This is a genomic window from Endozoicomonas numazuensis (assembly GCF_000722635.1).
GTDB classification, from domain to species: domain Bacteria; phylum Pseudomonadota; class Gammaproteobacteria; order Pseudomonadales; family Endozoicomonadaceae; genus Endozoicomonas_A; species Endozoicomonas_A numazuensis.
Genome location: NZ_JOKH01000002.1, coordinates 45,453 through 60,091 on the forward strand (window position 1 = coordinate 45,453; position 14,639 = coordinate 60,091).

18 protein-coding genes are annotated in these 14,639 nt (G+C 45.9%); 10 read left to right on the forward strand and 8 right to left on the reverse strand.

The genetic code is table 11. The features are described from left to right. The first annotated feature begins 599 nt into the window (after positions 1-599). Positions 600-1,244 carry an orotate phosphoribosyltransferase gene (gene pyrE / locus GZ78_RS07615; RefSeq protein ID WP_034834523.1) on the forward strand — a complete coding sequence of 215 codons (645 nt, stop codon included), beginning with the start codon at positions 600-602 and terminating at the stop codon, positions 1,242-1,244. Then, positions 1,241-2,284, forward strand: a complete 1,044-nt coding sequence (locus GZ78_RS07620; protein WP_034834524.1) for a hypothetical protein — start codon at positions 1,241-1,243, stop codon at positions 2,282-2,284. The genes pyrE and GZ78_RS07620 overlap by 4 nt, the downstream gene beginning before the upstream one ends. A gap of 10 nt (positions 2,285-2,294) precedes the next feature. On the opposite strand, the gene slmA is transcribed toward GZ78_RS07620, so the two are convergent. Both slmA and argB read right to left on the reverse strand, forming a co-directional pair. Continuing rightward, positions 2,295-2,885 (reverse strand): nucleoid occlusion factor SlmA, encoded by a 591-nt coding sequence (slmA, locus tag GZ78_RS07625; RefSeq protein ID WP_034834526.1) that lies wholly within the window; start codon positions 2,883-2,885, stop codon positions 2,295-2,297. A gap of 280 nt (positions 2,886-3,165) precedes the next feature. Continuing rightward, on the reverse strand, positions 3,166-4,071 hold the full coding sequence (gene argB / locus GZ78_RS07630; RefSeq protein WP_034834527.1) for an acetylglutamate kinase: 906 nt from the start codon (positions 4,069-4,071) through the stop codon (positions 3,166-3,168). Positions 4,072-4,302: 231 nt separating this feature from the next. Here argB and GZ78_RS07635 point away from each other — a divergent pair, with 231 nt between their 5' ends. Then, entirely contained in the window at positions 4,303-4,596 is a 294-nt protein-coding gene (locus GZ78_RS07635; RefSeq protein WP_152558611.1) for a hypothetical protein, read from the forward strand. Positions 4,597-4,623: 27 nt separating this feature from the next. Here GZ78_RS07635 and dut read toward each other — a convergent pair whose 3' ends face one another. Together dut and coaBC are read right to left on the reverse strand one after the other, a co-directional pair. Then, positions 4,624-5,079: a dUTP diphosphatase gene (gene dut, locus GZ78_RS07640; RefSeq protein ID WP_034834531.1), complete on the reverse strand. Its 456-nt coding sequence runs from the start codon at positions 5,077-5,079 to the stop codon at positions 4,624-4,626. Next, entirely contained in the window at positions 5,076-6,320 is a 1,245-nt protein-coding gene (coaBC, locus tag GZ78_RS07645) for a bifunctional phosphopantothenoylcysteine decarboxylase/phosphopantothenate--cysteine ligase CoaBC (protein WP_034834532.1), read from the reverse strand. The genes dut and coaBC overlap by 4 nt, the downstream gene beginning before the upstream one ends. A gap of 112 nt (positions 6,321-6,432) precedes the next feature. Here coaBC and radC point away from each other — a divergent pair, with 112 nt between their 5' ends. From radC to GZ78_RS07680, 7 genes are all read left to right on the forward strand, one after another. Next, positions 6,433-7,107 (forward strand): RadC family protein, encoded by a 675-nt coding sequence (radC, locus tag GZ78_RS07650; RefSeq protein ID WP_034836067.1) that lies wholly within the window; start codon positions 6,433-6,435, stop codon positions 7,105-7,107. A 559-nt stretch (positions 7,108-7,666) separates the two neighbouring features. Then, positions 7,667-7,903 carry a 50S ribosomal protein L28 gene (gene rpmB, locus GZ78_RS28190; RefSeq protein WP_081869730.1) on the forward strand — a complete coding sequence of 79 codons (237 nt, stop codon included), beginning with the start codon at positions 7,667-7,669 and terminating at the stop codon, positions 7,901-7,903. Between the two features lie 20 nt (positions 7,904-7,923). After that, complete coding sequence (rpmG, locus tag GZ78_RS07660; RefSeq protein WP_034834535.1) at positions 7,924-8,091, forward strand: 50S ribosomal protein L33; 168 nt, start codon at positions 7,924-7,926, stop codon at positions 8,089-8,091. 365 nt (positions 8,092-8,456) lie between these two features. Continuing rightward, positions 8,457-9,728 carry an AAA family ATPase gene (locus tag GZ78_RS07665; protein WP_034834537.1) on the forward strand — a complete coding sequence of 424 codons (1,272 nt, stop codon included), beginning with the start codon at positions 8,457-8,459 and terminating at the stop codon, positions 9,726-9,728. Beyond that, positions 9,728-10,240: a hypothetical protein gene (locus tag GZ78_RS07670; RefSeq protein WP_034834538.1), complete on the forward strand. Its 513-nt coding sequence runs from the start codon at positions 9,728-9,730 to the stop codon at positions 10,238-10,240. Before GZ78_RS07665 ends, GZ78_RS07670 begins: the two co-directional genes overlap by 1 nt. 216 nt (positions 10,241-10,456) lie before the next feature. Further along, on the forward strand, positions 10,457-11,779 hold the full coding sequence (gene trhP / locus GZ78_RS07675; protein ID WP_034834539.1) for a prephenate-dependent tRNA uridine(34) hydroxylase TrhP: 1,323 nt from the start codon (positions 10,457-10,459) through the stop codon (positions 11,777-11,779). A 298-nt stretch (positions 11,780-12,077) separates the two neighbouring features. Beyond that, entirely contained in the window at positions 12,078-12,740 is a 663-nt protein-coding gene (locus GZ78_RS07680; RefSeq protein WP_236631506.1) for a DUF47 family protein, read from the forward strand. Between the two features lie 22 nt (positions 12,741-12,762). Here the strand turns inward: GZ78_RS07680 and GZ78_RS07685 are convergent, their stop codons facing one another. From GZ78_RS07685 to GZ78_RS29375, 4 genes are all read right to left on the reverse strand, one after another. After that, complete coding sequence (locus GZ78_RS07685; protein ID WP_034834548.1) at positions 12,763-13,194, reverse strand: H-NS family histone-like protein; 432 nt, start codon at positions 13,192-13,194, stop codon at positions 12,763-12,765. Between the two features lie 31 nt (positions 13,195-13,225). Further along, complete coding sequence (locus GZ78_RS07690; RefSeq protein WP_034834551.1) at positions 13,226-13,894, reverse strand: epoxyqueuosine reductase QueH; 669 nt, start codon at positions 13,892-13,894, stop codon at positions 13,226-13,228. Between the two features lie 288 nt (positions 13,895-14,182). Next, the gene (locus tag GZ78_RS28805) at positions 14,183-14,395 is read right to left on the reverse strand and encodes a hypothetical protein (RefSeq protein WP_152558612.1); all 213 of its coding nucleotides are present in this window, start codon (positions 14,393-14,395) and stop codon (positions 14,183-14,185) included. Further along, positions 14,373-14,540: a hypothetical protein gene (locus GZ78_RS29375; protein ID WP_161787336.1), complete on the reverse strand. Its 168-nt coding sequence runs from the start codon at positions 14,538-14,540 to the stop codon at positions 14,373-14,375. The genes GZ78_RS28805 and GZ78_RS29375 overlap by 23 nt, the downstream gene beginning before the upstream one ends. Between the last annotated feature and the right edge of the window lie 99 nt (positions 14,541-14,639).

Here is a 14,639-nt window from a genome sequence, read left to right on the forward strand (position 1 = left end):
TTAAACTATGGAAATGACTTAATAGTTAATAGAACTGCATTTCCACGGTAAAAGTTCAATTACACAGAGTACAGGAAAAGAGGGAATTTTAACTGACGAATGATACAGGGTTGTCGCCGATATGTTTATCCGCATAAATGCGACCCCAACTTCTCAAAACATCACAGCAGGACACGGCCATCGGTGATCAAAACATTATTTTTGGTTTTTCTCATTTAAACAAATCATCACCGAGAATAGCTGCACCGATGGAGACTTGGCAAAAGTATTTTCCAAATTGATTATTCCTATACCGTTTATTGACTCTCGCATCAGAAGTTCGCCCTCGAACATAAAAGACAGACGTCGTCATCATACGAAAGGAGTTAACCCAAACTCTAAACAATTTAATGAAATTTTCGTACCAGATACCAATTCGCCTCAAACGGAGGGAGCTTATCTTTGTCAGTACTCCTTTATGATTAAACCCGCTTTCCACCCAAACCCAGTTCACCCAAATTCTGGCTTTGGGAATCATAAAAATAGCGTGAGAGCCTGAAAGAGCTGAATTTTCACGGTACAATAGAACTACATTTTCACGAACAGGCACTTGATACATCATGCTCGATTATCAGAGAGAGTTTCTGGACTTCGCCTTAAAAGAACAGGTGATTCGCTTCGGTGAGTTTACCCTCAAATCTGGCAGAAAATCGCCTTACTTCTTTAATGCAGGTCTTTTTAATACGGGCGAAGCCATCAGTAAAATGGGGCAGTTTTACGCTCATGCGCTGATCAATGCCGGGGTCGAGTACGATATTCTTTTTGGGCCAGCTTACAAGGGCATTCCTCTGGCAACCGCTACATCAATAGCCTTATCCGAGCATCACAATCTGAACACCCCCTGGTGCTTCAACCGCAAGGAAGCTAAAGATCACGGAGAGGGGGGTAATATTGTCGGAGCTCCGCTTGAGGGCCGCGCGATTATTGTAGATGACGTCATTACAGCTGGAACTGCCGTTCGTGAAGTCATGGAAATTATTGATCAAAGTCCTGCTACTCCAGCCGGAGTTATGATTGCTCTCGACCGTCAGGAAAAAGGCAAGGGAGATTTATCCGCAATTCAGGAAGTAGAGAAAGATTTTCGTATTCCTGTGATCAGCATTGTGACACTTAATGAACTTTTGTCGTATGCTGAGGAAAACAAAGACATAAAAATGTATGCCCCTGCTATCAGGGAGTATAGGGAACGCTACGGAGTCACATGAAACTCCTCATTACTTTTTTCCATGAACATGCAGCTGCTTCAGGTTTGCCAGAGACGTCCATCTCTCGGACAACAGGGCTCTTTGATAAGCTGTACCTTCGGTTCATAGCTGCTTGTTTAGCGGCTATGACTTTTTCTGCGCCCGTCATGGCGCAGAACCTTTACCGCTACCTCAATGACCAGGGTAACCTGGTCATTGCCACGCGGCTGCCCTCTGACCAGATTGACAAGGGCTATGAAATGATTGACAAGCATGGCCGTGTCATAAAGATCATTTCGCCCAAGCTGGATGCGGAACAGCAAGCAGCCCTCGTGCAGGAAGAAGCGCGTCTGGAATCTCTCCAGAGCCGAAGAGAACGAGATATAGAATTGATGCGGCTTTATTCATCACCTGAAGAAGCCCGCTCAGCTTTGCAGCGAAAAGTGTCAGAAATGCAGATTCAGATTGAACTGCTCGAGGGCACCAGCCTGAGACTGAAGAATACTCTTAACAACAAGAGACAGGTTGAGGAAGGCCTGAAAAATAATGGAAAGGCCATTCCTGTTACCCTCTCTGAAGAGATTACTGTCAAAACCGACCGGCTTAACCTGAATGAACAGCGAATCAGCCATCTTAAAGAAGATCTGGAGAAAGTCAGAACTGAGTTCCACGCTAATATACAGAGGCTCGAAGACCTACTGAGACAAAAACATCTTCAGGAGGGTGTCGTACAACAGCCTCATATCAATGAAAACCTGTTATCGGGAGACTGGCAGACTCGTAATAGCTTCTGGCTAGACTGGTCCCTGAGCCCGGACGGAACGTTTAAATCCAGACAACGAGTCGCATCAACAGGCAAGTTTGTTGAAAAAACAGGGACCTGGACACTCGACAGCACGCAATTAATATTCCTGGTTAAACAAAAGTTCACAACCGACAGTCTTGGAAAAATTAAAAAGCGCCGAGTATCTGAAGAAATCCAGAGCAGGATTCTGGAAGCAGACACCCGCTCGATAGTGGTAATGCTTGAAGGCTCCTCAGTCACACTGACTCGCCCTTAAACTTTGCTGTTTATCGAAAAACGACGGTCTCAAGCACTTCCCATTGGGCTGGCCACTGCTCGGTTGGCTTTCGCTTGAACTCACTGCGCACGTACTGACAGATACGCCCCTCAGCAACAGAAAGTAGCATGTTAGCTGTCGTATTCAGAGTGGCTTGAGGCCTCAAGCCCTCATTCAACTCAGCATCTCTCAACACTTGTTTGATCTGAGTTTCCAGTCGATCAAACAGCTTGGCTACTCTCTGTCTCAGACGATCTGGCTCTCCAGCCAAAGCATCGCCTGTAAGAATACGGGTTAAGCCAGGATTTTTCTCACAAAACCCCAGCAGCAAAAGCAAAATATTGCCACAGCGCTGCAAGGCTTTTTGCTCTTCTACCAGTATCAGGTTCACTCTTGAGAACAGAGTGTCTTCTATAAACTCTATGAGCCCTTCAAACATTTTGGCCTTACTGGGAAAGTGCCGGTATAGCGCTGCTTCAGACACGCCGACTTCCTTGGCCAGAGCTGACGTTGTAATCCGCTCTCCAGGCGCGTTTTCCAGCATATGAGCCAGTGCCTGCAGAATTTGATCCTTTCGGGAAACTTTCCTGGTTTTATCCATTACTTCTCGACACCGTCTTACTATTTCCATGAAAAATATTTCATTCTCCCATCAGCCCTGAGCCAAAAATACCGCTAACCTCTGCCCATGAAGATCACTACTGTGCTCGAAATAGCGGTATTTTCTTAATAAAAGAGACGAAAAATGTTTCAGTCGTTTATGGCTGTTCAATGGCAATACCACTCGCTCAAGCTCTCTGCCATTATCGATTTTTACCGTGACAACCTTCCATTACTGTTGTGATGGAAGGTTGTCACGGTAAGAAGCCCAAATTTAAGGCTCAAGACTGACCGTCTGTAATGAGCGTACCCACACCCTGATCAGTCAGAAGCTCCAGCAACAAAGCATGCGGTACTCTTCCGTCGATAATATGAGCACGATTAACCCCATTGCTTACTGCACTCAGTGCACACTGGATTTTTGGCAACATACCTCCATAAATAGTGCCATCTGCAATCAGTTTCTCTACCTGTTCAGAATCCAGTCCGGTCAACAACTCGCCTTCTTTACTCAACAGTCCGGGAGTATTGGTCAGCAGCAGCAGTTTTTCCGCATTGAGCGCTTCGGCAAGATGACCCGCTACGAGATCTGCATTGATGTTGTAAGACAGCCCCACATTATCAACACCAATAGGAGCAACCACCGGAATGAAATCTGAGTTCTGAAGCATTTCAACAATACTGGTATCAATGGATTCCACTTCACCCACATGACCGATATCAATAATTTCCGGTACCGACATTTCAGGCGTTTTGTGAGTCACTTTCAGACGACGTGCCATGATGAAACGGCCGTCTTTACCTGTAACTCCCACTGCACGACCACCGTTGTTATTAATCAGCGTGACAATTTCCTTGTTGACCAGCCCACCCAGTACCATCTGAACTACGTCCATAGTACTTGAATCGGTCACTCTCATACCTTGCACAAAGCGGGTTTCCAGGTTCAGACGCTCCAGCATAGATCCGATTTGAGGGCCACCACCATGTACAACAACAGGGTTAATGCCTACCGCCTTCAGCATAACCACGCCCTGAGCAAAAGCATTTTTCAGCTCTTCACTCTCCATAGCGTTGCCACCGTACTTGATCACTATGGTTTTGCCTGAAAAGCGCTGCAAGTAAGGCAAAGCTTCGGTGAGCACTTGAGCCCGATCATGTAATGGCAGCTCGGTCGTTTTATCCATTTATCCTCCTCACTTCGGTCAAAACACAATCAGCCGACTTTGTTGATGGTTATGATGGCTCATTGTGTTGTGAGACGGTGCAGATTAGCAGATCAACATCGCCTAGTGAATGTTCCAGAGCAAGCATTTATAGATGATCAACTTTAGCGCCTGGACTGCAGTCACCATCACGACCGTCATAACGTTCACGGTTTCCGTTGTTATCTACCCGGACAATGGCAATGGCTGAATATGACCTCAGCGCTACCTGATGATGTAGAGAGGATGCCTGACAGCAGAGTCCTTTGTCTGACTTTTGAATCTGACCATCATTTTTGGATTCCCGGTATCGTCAATGAGCCTGAGACAACAGGAGAAGCAAGAAAGTATTGTGAGCCCAATCAGGATTACACAGATTTTCTAACCGCTTTTTATTTTGAACAATCGATTAGCCCGGTTTTATTTATACTCTCAGCAGAAGCTGCTGCAATACTGCTGACTATCTCAAAGATGTTTTATTTCTATAAAACCAGCAAGCGGGATTAGGCAGCGGCTTGCCGCTGCCTGCAGGACTTATCGTGTACCTGAATGACCAAAGCCACCCGCACCACGATCGGTTTCATCAAAGCTGTCAACAATATCCAGCTTGGCCTGAACCACTGGCACCAGTACCAACTGGGCAATACGCTCACCCGGATCAACTGTGAAAGAGGTATGTCCACGATTCCAACAGGAAACCATTAGCTGCCCTTGATAATCAGAGTCAATAAGCCCTACCAGATTACCCAGAACAATTCCGTGTTTATGTCCCAGGCCGGAACGCGGCAGTATCATGGCAGCCAGAGAAGAGTCTTCAATATGAATCGCCATACCCGTAGGCAGCAACTCAGTTTGGCCTGGCTCCAGTGTCAGGGGAGCTTCCAGCATGGCCCTGAGGTCAATACCCGCAGAACCATCTGTTGCATAGGCGGGCAAAGGAAATTCAGAGCCCAGGCGTGAATCCAGAATTTGGGTTTTCAGTGCTTTCATGCTTTACCTTCAGTATTGTTCTGCTCTCTTTTCCATTTACGGAAACGACGCGCAACAATTTTCAGAATCTTTCTCGACAAAACCTTCTTGGAAGCTCTTGGCATGGGCTCTTCAAAGTCTTCACCCAGCACCGTCACCTCATTATTGTCGCTGCTGAAACCAATATCGCCATCCGATACGTCGTTGGCAACAATGAGGTTCAGTTTCTTGCGACGCAGCTTGTCTGCTGCATAACCCAGTACATTCTGGGTTTCCGCTGCAAAACCAATAACATAAGGTCTACTTTCCAGATCCGCTACTGCTGAAACAATATCTGGATTTTTGACCAGTTTGATTTCCAGGGTTTCAGAAGGGTCATCTGGATTCTTTTTGATTTTGTCTTTCTGGATTTCAATAGGACGATAATCACAGACGGCAGCACAACCAATAAAGATATCGACCCCTTCAATGTTTTCCAGGACAGCCTGATGCATATCTCTGGCACTGATAACATCTATGCGCTCAACCCGGTCTGGTGTTTCCAAAGCAACGGGACCACTGACCAGCTTCACGGACGCACCCGCTTCCATGGCAGCTGTCGCCAGTGAATAAGCCATTTTTCCAGAACTGTGGTTCGAAATAAATCTCACCGGATCCAGGGCTTCCTGGGTTGGACCTGCTGTAATCAGAACATTCAGACCACTCAGGAGGTCGTGAACAAACATTTCAGCAGTATGCTGGGCAATCAGTTCCGGATCCAACATTCGACCCGGCCCAACATCACCACAGGCCTGACTGCCATCAGCAGGTCCGAAAATACGAACGCTACGCTCTTTCAACAGTTCAACATTCTGTTGTGTCGTCTGGTCACGCCACATCCCCTGATTCATGGCCGGAGCCAGGCAAATCGGAGCACTGGTTGCCAGACAGAGAGTCGTTAACAAGTCATCCGCCTGACCGCTGGTCAGTCGGGCTATGAAATCAGCAGTAGCTGGAGCCACCAGCACCACATCAGCCCAGCGTGCCAGCTCGATATGCCCCATACCAGCCTCAGCCTTGGCATCCAGCAGATCCAGATGAACCGGGTTATGAGAGAGAGCCTGAAGTGTCAGAGGCGTGATGAATTCACAGGCAGCCTTGGTCATGACTACCCGGACATCCGCATCCAATCTGCACAATATGCGGATCAACTCGGCACTCTTGTAGGCAGCAATGCCACCTGTCACTCCGAGCAAAATCCGTTTATTTCTTAAACGTTGCATGGATTGCCTTGAAGATAATAAATTAGGGAATTTTCTGGGTTTTATTGTGTCTGAAATGACGCCAACTTAACAGTCAGATCCTTCAAACCCTATGAATAAGCATCCCCGGGACATAACCATCAAAGAACTTCCTGAAGAGGAGCGTCCCAGAGAAAAGCTAATATCCCTGGGGGCTTCAGCACTCAGTGATACAGAGCTGCTCGCCATTCTCCTTCGAACCGGCTACAAGGGTACCCACGTACTGACTCTGGCAGCCCAACTGATTCAGCGCTTTAAATCTTTAGATGGTTTGCTCTCTGCAACTCCAACGCAATTAAAAGCGCTCAGAGGGCTTGGGAATGCCAAGGCAACAGAGCTCAGCGCCATTCTCGAAATCTGTCAGAGGGTACTCTCAGAAAAGCTGTCTGAGCAAAGCGCTATCAACAGTCCTGATGCTACCTGCCGATACCTTCAGCTGCATTTTCGAGGACGTCACAGAGAAGAATTTGCCTGCCTGTTTCTGGATACCCGAAACCGGGTTCTGGCTCTGGAAACGCTGTTTCAGGGCACGCTGGATGCTGCGCCGGTTTACCCAAGGGAAGTAGTCAAAAGAGCTTTGGAGCTTAATGCAGCGGCAGTAATAGTCAGCCACAATCATCCATCGGGTGACCCACAGCCTAGCCAGGCCGACATAAGAATCACCGAGACTCTCAAAAAGGCTTTGGCATTACTGGATATCAGACTGCTGGATCACATTATCATTGGTAAAGGCGAAACACTCTCTTTGGTAGAGCAGGGCCTAATGTAAATCTACCGTGCAACCAACCATCAAAAGCTTTGTACAACACGGATACGTGATAAACGGATACCCTGCCCCCAGAAATATCGATTTTTACCACTACAGATTCTGTTCAAATCAGTAGATAATTCAGCACGCGACTCTTGCAGGGCTTTCCCTTTCAGTTTTGCTGGAGCCTGACCGAAAATAGCGCCGAGCATAAAATTCAGTTGAACGAGGCATCAGCCTTGAACGTTCTGGACAATTTCGATGGGTTTGTGTGAATAGTTAATCTATTTAAGTAAATTCAACGAGAAAATAGACCGTTCTTTCTGGATTTCTGGTCGAGCTGTCTATTCTTAGTCAGGCGCCAAGAGCCAGTCAGGACAAGGCTTTCGAGCCACCAGACGGAAAACGCCTATAGCGCCCAACTTGCACCAAGGCCTTGACTTTGATATAAAGCGCGGTCTTTGTATATGGGTAGCTGCTGAGAGTTCTGACTCTAAACCTTGGGCAGACCTGCCCGAAAACGAACAACGGAATCCTCCGGCCTCATGGCTGGGTTTTTTTGGTTTGAGAGGCCACCATTATGTCCAAAGTTTGTCAGGTTACCGGCAAGCGCCCGGTTTCCGGGAACAACGTTTCCCACGCGCACAACAAGACCAAGCGTCGTTTCGTGCCTAATCTGCACCACAAGCGTTTCTGGGTAGAGAGCGAGAAGCGTTTCGTTCGCCTGCGTGTATCCGCTAAAGGCATGCGCATCATCGACAAGAAAGGTATCGACACCGTTCTGACCGAACTGCGTGCTAACGGTCAAAAAATCTAAGATAGCGGGAGCAACAAGCCATGGCTAAAGGTATTCGTGAAAAGATCAAGCTGGTTTCATCTGCTGGCACTGGTCACTACTACACCACGACCAAAAACAAGCGTAACACCCCAGACAAGCTGGTGTTCAAAAAGTACGACCCAGTTGTACGCAAGCATGTTGAGTACAAAGAGTACAAGATCAAGTAAGATCTTGGGCTTTTTCTGGCCCGATGTTCTGTCGGGCCCGCTCTTCCCTCACTAGTTTTTTTCTTCCTAAAAACATTTTCTGAACGACTATATAAAAACCTATCTGATGGGATCAAAAGCTTGAATTCAGCCCCTACGAATGACAGCCCCCCCTGAAAAATATTGAGTGAACTCAGTAGAATATCTACGCTCTGATTTTATATACTCTGCAACAGCACTTACTGAGATTGTCTATTTTTGGTCAAGTTGATCGACCCCAAACCCACTGTTCACACCAAACGTTCCAATACTTACTATCGGGAGAAGCGCTGAACAACAAAGATAAGACAACTTTCTTCCTCGCAGATTAAGTAAACGGTAACCCTATGATAAAAGAAATCCGAGCAGTAGACTGGAAAAGCTTCGAAGACTCGACCCTTTATATAGACCCTCTCACAGTTCTAATCGGCACTAATGCTAGCGGTAAGTCTAATGTGCTGGACGCCTTACTATTTCTGAACCTCAGCGCATCAGGCATGCTTTTGAATGTTATTCTGCAGGGTGACAGTAATTTCCCTGGATTACGTGGTAGCACAGATTGGGTATGTCGTTCAGGAACAAAACTATTTGCTCTAGAAGTAAAGGTCACAGGCAGCAATGAACTTATTGATTATATTTATAGGCTTGAAGTCAATGTTGAGGGCTTACCACAAATTGCATCAGAAAGTTTGAGACGAGTGAAGTACAGACCACGAGCTCAAACCGTCTCTTCAGATATATCGTTATTCAGAACCGATCATTGTTCACTTGACTCACCAGCTATTACAGCCCGTCTCTACAATCGAAAACAAGGTAAACCAAGACCCTCCGCACGACAATCTACAATTTTGAGCCAGCTACACCCGGAGGCTTTCTCACAAAATCTGAGTAAAGATATTACCGAAGGTGTTGAAACCGTTATCACAGCATTAAAGGGCATTTTTATTCTTGACCCAATCCCATCACACATGAGGGATTATGTCCCCTTGTCAAAAGATCTAGATAGCGATGCGGCCAACATGGCTGGGATTATTGCTGCTCTTGATATGCAACAAAGACTGCAAATTGAAGAGACGCTCACGCAACATGTCAGTTTATTACCAGAGAAGGATATTGGTCGGATATACTCGGAGACTGTTGGTCGATTCAACTCCGATGCCATGCTATATTGCGATGAGGTGTGGGGTGACAAGAAAATTTCTGTTGATGCCAGAGGTATGTCAGATGGTACATTAAGGTTTTTGGCCATACTTGTTGCCTTACTCACCCGCCCAGAGTACAGCCTCCTGGTAGTAGAAGAAATTGATAATGGTCTTCATCCTTCAAGGTCCAATGTCCTTTTGAGTGTTTTGAGGTCTATTGGAGAACAACGTCATATCGATATCTTGGTAACCACACACAACCCAGCATTATTAGATAGCCTAGGTCCGGAGATGACACCTTTTATTACGATAAGTCATCGTGATAACAAAACAGGACACAGTCGTCTAACTCTTCTGGAAGATTTATCAAAACTCCCTAAGCTACTTGCTACAGGCCCTGTTGGCACTCTTTCAAGCCAAGGAAAACTTGAACAAGCACTTCATCAGGAACAACAGTCTGCAGGGATAGGTCAGTAATGAGTAGTAAAGTCATTATCTTTGATACTTCTGTACTATGTTGTTGGTTGCAAGTGCCAGGAAAAGATACCTGTGGCCCAGAAAATGATCGTTGGAACTTTGTACGCATAGAACAGAAAGTTTCAGAAGAGTTAAAAGCAGGTAGTACATTTGTATTACCTTTAGCCACTATTATAGAAACTGGCAATCATATTGCTTTTACATCCGGTGATAGATATTCATTAGCAAAAAGTTTGTCAGAATATATCCACAAAACTGCTACTGACACAGACCCTTGGGCAGCATTTGGCCATCAAGCGGAGCTATGGGGAGCAGACAAGCTAATACAGCTGGCCGAATGTTGGCCAGATTTCGCAGTTCAAGGGTTAGGTATTGGTGATACAACGATAAAAGATGTCGCCGATTATTATGCCAGCACTAGCGCCATAGAAGTGGAAATCTTAACTGGAGACAAAGGGCTAAAAAGCCACCAACCTAGCAGCCCAGCTCTAAAACCAAGAAGAAGACGCTGATAAAAGCAAGGTCGAGGAAAATTACTTTTTCGACCACATCGATTGCACTTATCGATTGCACTTATTGTATTAATCCAGCCCAACCTGTCGGAGATACTGTTAACTGCAACCTCCCAACTCCTCATTTCCCAGACATTCACAAACTGCTTATTTTCTATCGTTTTCACCCTGATATAATGCGCGCCCTTGCATTGATAACAGGGCATTTGCAGTCATATGAAACCGGAACTCCTTTCCCCTGCCGGCACCATAAAGAACATGCGCTACGCGTTCGCGTATGGCGCCGATGCAGTGTACGCAGGGCAACCCCGATACAGCCTCAGAGTCCGCAACAACGACTTCAAAAATGAAAACCTGCAAAAGGGCATTGATGAAGCACACGCTCTGGGCAAAAAGTTTTATCTGGCCAGCAATATCGCGCCTCATAACACCAAGGTAAAAACCTACCTGCGGGATATGGAGCCAGTCATTGCCATGAAGCCTGATGCCCTGATTATGTCTGATCCCGGCCTGATCATGATGGTACGGGAAGCCTTTCCTGAAATGCCTGTGCATTTATCCGTGCAGGCTAACGTGGTGAACTTTGCTACGGCTAAGTTCTGGGCAAAGCAGGGTGTAGAGAGAATTATTCTTTCTCGTGAGCTGTCTTTGGAAGAGATTCAGGAAATTCGTGAAGAGTGCCCCGAAATGGAGCTGGAAGTTTTTGTTCACGGTTCTCTCTGCATCGCTTATTCCGGACGCTGTCTGCTATCCGGATACATCAATAAGCGAGACCCTAACCAGGGTACCTGCACCAATGCCTGCCGCTGGAACTATCAGGCTCACGAAGCCAAGGAAACCGACAGCGGTGATGTAATACCAGCCAGTTCAGATCCACAAGTGGTTCAGCCAACGCTGGGAGATGGTCAGCCATCAGACCAAATTGTTCTGCTGCAGGAAGAAGGTCGACCCGATCAGTACATGCCGGCTTTTGAAGACGAGCATGGCACTTATATCATGAACTCAAAAGATCTCAGAGCTGTTCAACATGTTCACCGTCTCACGGGCATGGGTATCCATTCTCTGAAAATTGAGGGGCGCACCAAGTCCTTTTATTACGTTGCCAGAACGGCACAGGTTTACCGTAAGACGATTGATGATGCAGCAGCAGGTATTCCTTTTGACATGAGTGCCATGGACACCTTAGAGAACCTGGCGAACCGTGGTTATACAGAAGGCTTCTATCGACGTCATGTTCATGATGAATACCAGAACTACGAATACGGAAACTCCAAAGGTTCCAAGCAACAATTTGTTGGTGAGATTCTCAATAGCAACGGCCACCAGATCACGATTGAAGTGAAAAACCGTTTTGAAACGGGAGACACCATGGAGCTGATGACTCCCAAGGGCAATGTCGCCTTCACCCTCGATAACATCGAGAACAAAAAAGGCGAATCGGTTGCTGTAGCTCCAGGCTCGGGACACGTCGTTAAAATTCCTATTCCGGAAGGCGTTGAGCCTGACGAAATGTCGTTGCTGGTTCGTAACCTGCCCTGATTTCAATAAGCACTACCCATGGGTAGTGCTTTAGCCATTGGATCGGGGCTTGAAGTTCACCACCTTCTCTCAAAAGCTGCCGGCACAGAGTCTTTCATTTGCAGGGTATTGGGAGAGGAGGGCAATGACAGTATTTGAGCGATCGGATCATTCGATGATGATTGCACGATTCATTCCCTGAAAAGCATTTCAGTTAAATTTAATTCAAAGTATAAGGCTCTCCAAAAACAGGGCTTGTCTACCTCTCATTTCAACTCAACGCACTATGGCAATTGCCTGTCTGGCCGATAATAGCCTTATGGATCTCGAAACCTTTGCCAGCCTGTTTTCAGGCTCACCGTTCAAGCCTTTGCTACGACACCGTAATGCCGTACTGGACGCGCTTTTGCATCTCAACCGGCAAATTCAAAGCCTTAGCTCTGAAAAAATGCAGGTTCCGTCTAGTACGCCCTGGATAAAGGAACTCCCCCACCAGCTGGAACTGCTGGAGCAGGAGGTTCTTTCCCGACTGCAAAGACCTTCTCTCACGGCTCAGCCCAGAGAAGTTGTCATAGATATACTGCAGACTCAAAGCCAGCTGGCTCATCAGATATTTAGACTTTCGGAACGATTAAGTTATCGCCCACTAAGATTGCCGGTAGAGATGATTGTTCCGCTGAACAACCTGACCCGGCAGTTTGGCAAGACCGTTTATGAATTAAGGCAAGGTGTCATAGAGCTCAATGAACTCAGTCAGGGCGGATTTAGGAAACAGCACAGCAAAACCCAAGGAGGCTTTCGAAAAAGCCTAGCATGCTATGTCGATGAGCTCAGAAAGATCAGTCACGAAATCAGAGAGCAAACCTGCCAGATGGAAAGCGAAATAGATCCGGTGGATGTCGCCCTTCTTTTTTTGATTCTGGACGACATCAGTGACCTGTCTCTATGGATGCGCTCCCTGGTGACTCACCTACAAGCCTGACAAGACTCACCGGACTGCACAGTCACTCGTCATCAACAATACAATCAATTCGCTTCTTATTGGTACGATCAAGATAGTCCTGAAAATCTTTGGGTAAACGCCCTGTTGTTGAACCATACCAACGCACTGTATCTCCGGAAGCAGTCTGATATTCAAAGTTATGTTTGGAGACATTCCTCTTACGCTTCCCTTCCTTGCCCATCTCCTGAAAAAGATTCAGATCAGACATTGAAAGGCCTTTGGCTTCCATGACTTTTTTGATCTCTTCTACACTCTGAAGCTTTTCTTTTCTTTTCAGATCTTCAGCTTCTTTTTCCTGATTTTTTTCTTCCAGAACCTCACTCAACCGGTTAATGATGCGTTCCATCTCATCCATACCAATATCTTTGAAGAGAGAACGGATTCTGGTTTTACTACCGAGACGATGCAGAAGTTCATCAAATATATTCATCATCAGACCTCAATGTATCACACACGAAAGCTATTCAGCTTTCACCATAAAATTTGATCAGTCGTTTAATTCTTGAACGCCCCTGACTCATCCGCCAGCGATTGGTATCTCTCAGGCTATACACACAACCACAATATTCCTGTTGATAAAAAGCTTCCTCTTTGGAAACCTCAATCATTCTTGATGCACCACCCTGCTTACGCCAATTAAAAGTCCAGTAAGTGATATCAGGATAGCGATTGGCGGCTTCAACCCCACAGTAGTTGATTTGTTCAAGATTTTTCCATCGGGAAATACCCAATGTACTGGAAATAAGATTGAACCCATGTTCAAAAGCATAGAGCGCAGTCCTCTCAAAACGCATCGAAAAGCAAATCGAACACCTTTCTCCTCGCTCTGGCTCATTCTCAAATCCCTTAATCCGCTCAAACCAGTTTTCTGTATCATAGTCTGCATCAATAAATTTGATGTTATTTTTTTCACAGTACCGCTTGTTCTCTTTTTTCCTTAACTCATATTCTTCCAGTGGGTGGATATTAGGATTATAAAAAAATACGGTTTGTTCAATACCTGACGCTTGAATGGCATTCATGATTTCACAGGCACAGGGAGCGCAGCAAGAGTGCAACAAAATGCGCTTTGAGCCATTAGGAGTCTCCAGAGCAGGTCGCTGATAATTATCAGCTGAATAAGGGGAATTCATAAATACAGATACCTGAGCCCAACCACGTTGACTCAGTTAAATAGCAAATGGGACAATTGAGAAATGATATTTTCTTATATCGAAGAATTAATTAAGAAATATTTGATTTGTTTTTTCAATTTCAGAGACCGCTTAATCGTAGGAAAACCAGCGCATCATCTGGAGCCAATCGATCGATTAAAAGACTTAATTAAATGACAGGTGTAGCCAGAAAATGAGAAGTCTGATTGAATTGCGGCCTTTGCTCATTAACAAAAGACCTGACAAAAGCAGGTCTTAATTTTTTACTTACTTCAGTCCATCTTGCCATTGTTGTATACGCCTTCTTTCGGAAAGTTCAGCTACCGAGCTGGAAGCCAGAGTCCCCACCAGATCCTTAGCAAAATATTCTCTAACCTCACCGCTGTCCATCAGGACTTTGACCCGACCATTTCTCATGCATTGATACAACCGCCCCTGCTCGCAGGTGATTCTATCTCTAACTATCAGATTTCCAGCCATCTTCTAAACCTTCTAAACCTTCTAAACCTTCTAAACCTTCTAAACCTTCTAAACAATGCCTGTAGCGAAAGAAAACACCTGATCGAAGCTCTCTGTCATAAAACTTGCCATCACGGTTTCTTGAGTGCTTCGCGCCCTTGCTCATAAATTAAGCCTTCAATCAACGAGGCTATCCTGTCCTCTGACTAAGCAGTCGGACTTCAGGAACCCATATTATCGGGCCTTATTCCTGACTCTTTAGTGA

What these genes read in the sequence shown, in the direction of transcription:
- GZ78_RS07665 (WP_034834537.1), top strand. Translation starts at nt 8,457, where the DNA reads ATGATAAAAGAAATCCGAGCAGTAGACTGGAAAAGCTTCGAAGACTCG.
- rpmB (WP_081869730.1), top strand. Translation starts at nt 7,667, where the DNA reads ATGTCCAAAGTTTGTCAGGTTACCGGCAAGCGCCCGGTTTCCGGGAAC.
- GZ78_RS07685 (WP_034834548.1), bottom strand. Translation starts at nt 13,194, where the DNA reads ATGATGAATATATTTGATGAACTTCTGCATCGTCTCGGTAGTAAAACC.
- dut (WP_034834531.1), bottom strand. Translation starts at nt 5,079, where the DNA reads ATGAAAGCACTGAAAACCCAAATTCTGGATTCACGCCTGGGCTCTGAA.
- GZ78_RS07635 (WP_152558611.1), top strand. Translation starts at nt 4,303, where the DNA reads ATGACCTCAGCGCTACCTGATGATGTAGAGAGGATGCCTGACAGCAGA.
- GZ78_RS07690 (WP_034834551.1), bottom strand. Translation starts at nt 13,894, where the DNA reads ATGAATTCCCCTTATTCAGCTGATAATTATCAGCGACCTGCTCTGGAG.
- pyrE (WP_034834523.1), top strand. Translation starts at nt 600, where the DNA reads ATGCTCGATTATCAGAGAGAGTTTCTGGACTTCGCCTTAAAAGAACAG.
- coaBC (WP_034834532.1), bottom strand. Translation starts at nt 6,320, where the DNA reads ATGCAACGTTTAAGAAATAAACGGATTTTGCTCGGAGTGACAGGTGGC.
- GZ78_RS07680 (WP_236631506.1), top strand. Translation starts at nt 12,078, where the DNA reads ATGGATCTCGAAACCTTTGCCAGCCTGTTTTCAGGCTCACCGTTCAAG.
- GZ78_RS29375 (WP_161787336.1), bottom strand. Translation starts at nt 14,540, where the DNA reads ATGAGCAAGGGCGCGAAGCACTCAAGAAACCGTGATGGCAAGTTTTAT.
- trhP (WP_034834539.1), top strand. Translation starts at nt 10,457, where the DNA reads ATGAAACCGGAACTCCTTTCCCCTGCCGGCACCATAAAGAACATGCGC.
- GZ78_RS07620 (WP_034834524.1), top strand. Translation starts at nt 1,241, where the DNA reads ATGAAACTCCTCATTACTTTTTTCCATGAACATGCAGCTGCTTCAGGT.
- GZ78_RS07670 (WP_034834538.1), top strand. Translation starts at nt 9,728, where the DNA reads ATGAGTAGTAAAGTCATTATCTTTGATACTTCTGTACTATGTTGTTGG.
- argB (WP_034834527.1), bottom strand. Translation starts at nt 4,071, where the DNA reads ATGGATAAAACGACCGAGCTGCCATTACATGATCGGGCTCAAGTGCTC.
- GZ78_RS28805 (WP_152558612.1), bottom strand. Translation starts at nt 14,395, where the DNA reads ATGGCTGGAAATCTGATAGTTAGAGATAGAATCACCTGCGAGCAGGGG.
- rpmG (WP_034834535.1), top strand. Translation starts at nt 7,924, where the DNA reads ATGGCTAAAGGTATTCGTGAAAAGATCAAGCTGGTTTCATCTGCTGGC.
- slmA (WP_034834526.1), bottom strand. Translation starts at nt 2,885, where the DNA reads ATGGATAAAACCAGGAAAGTTTCCCGAAAGGATCAAATTCTGCAGGCA.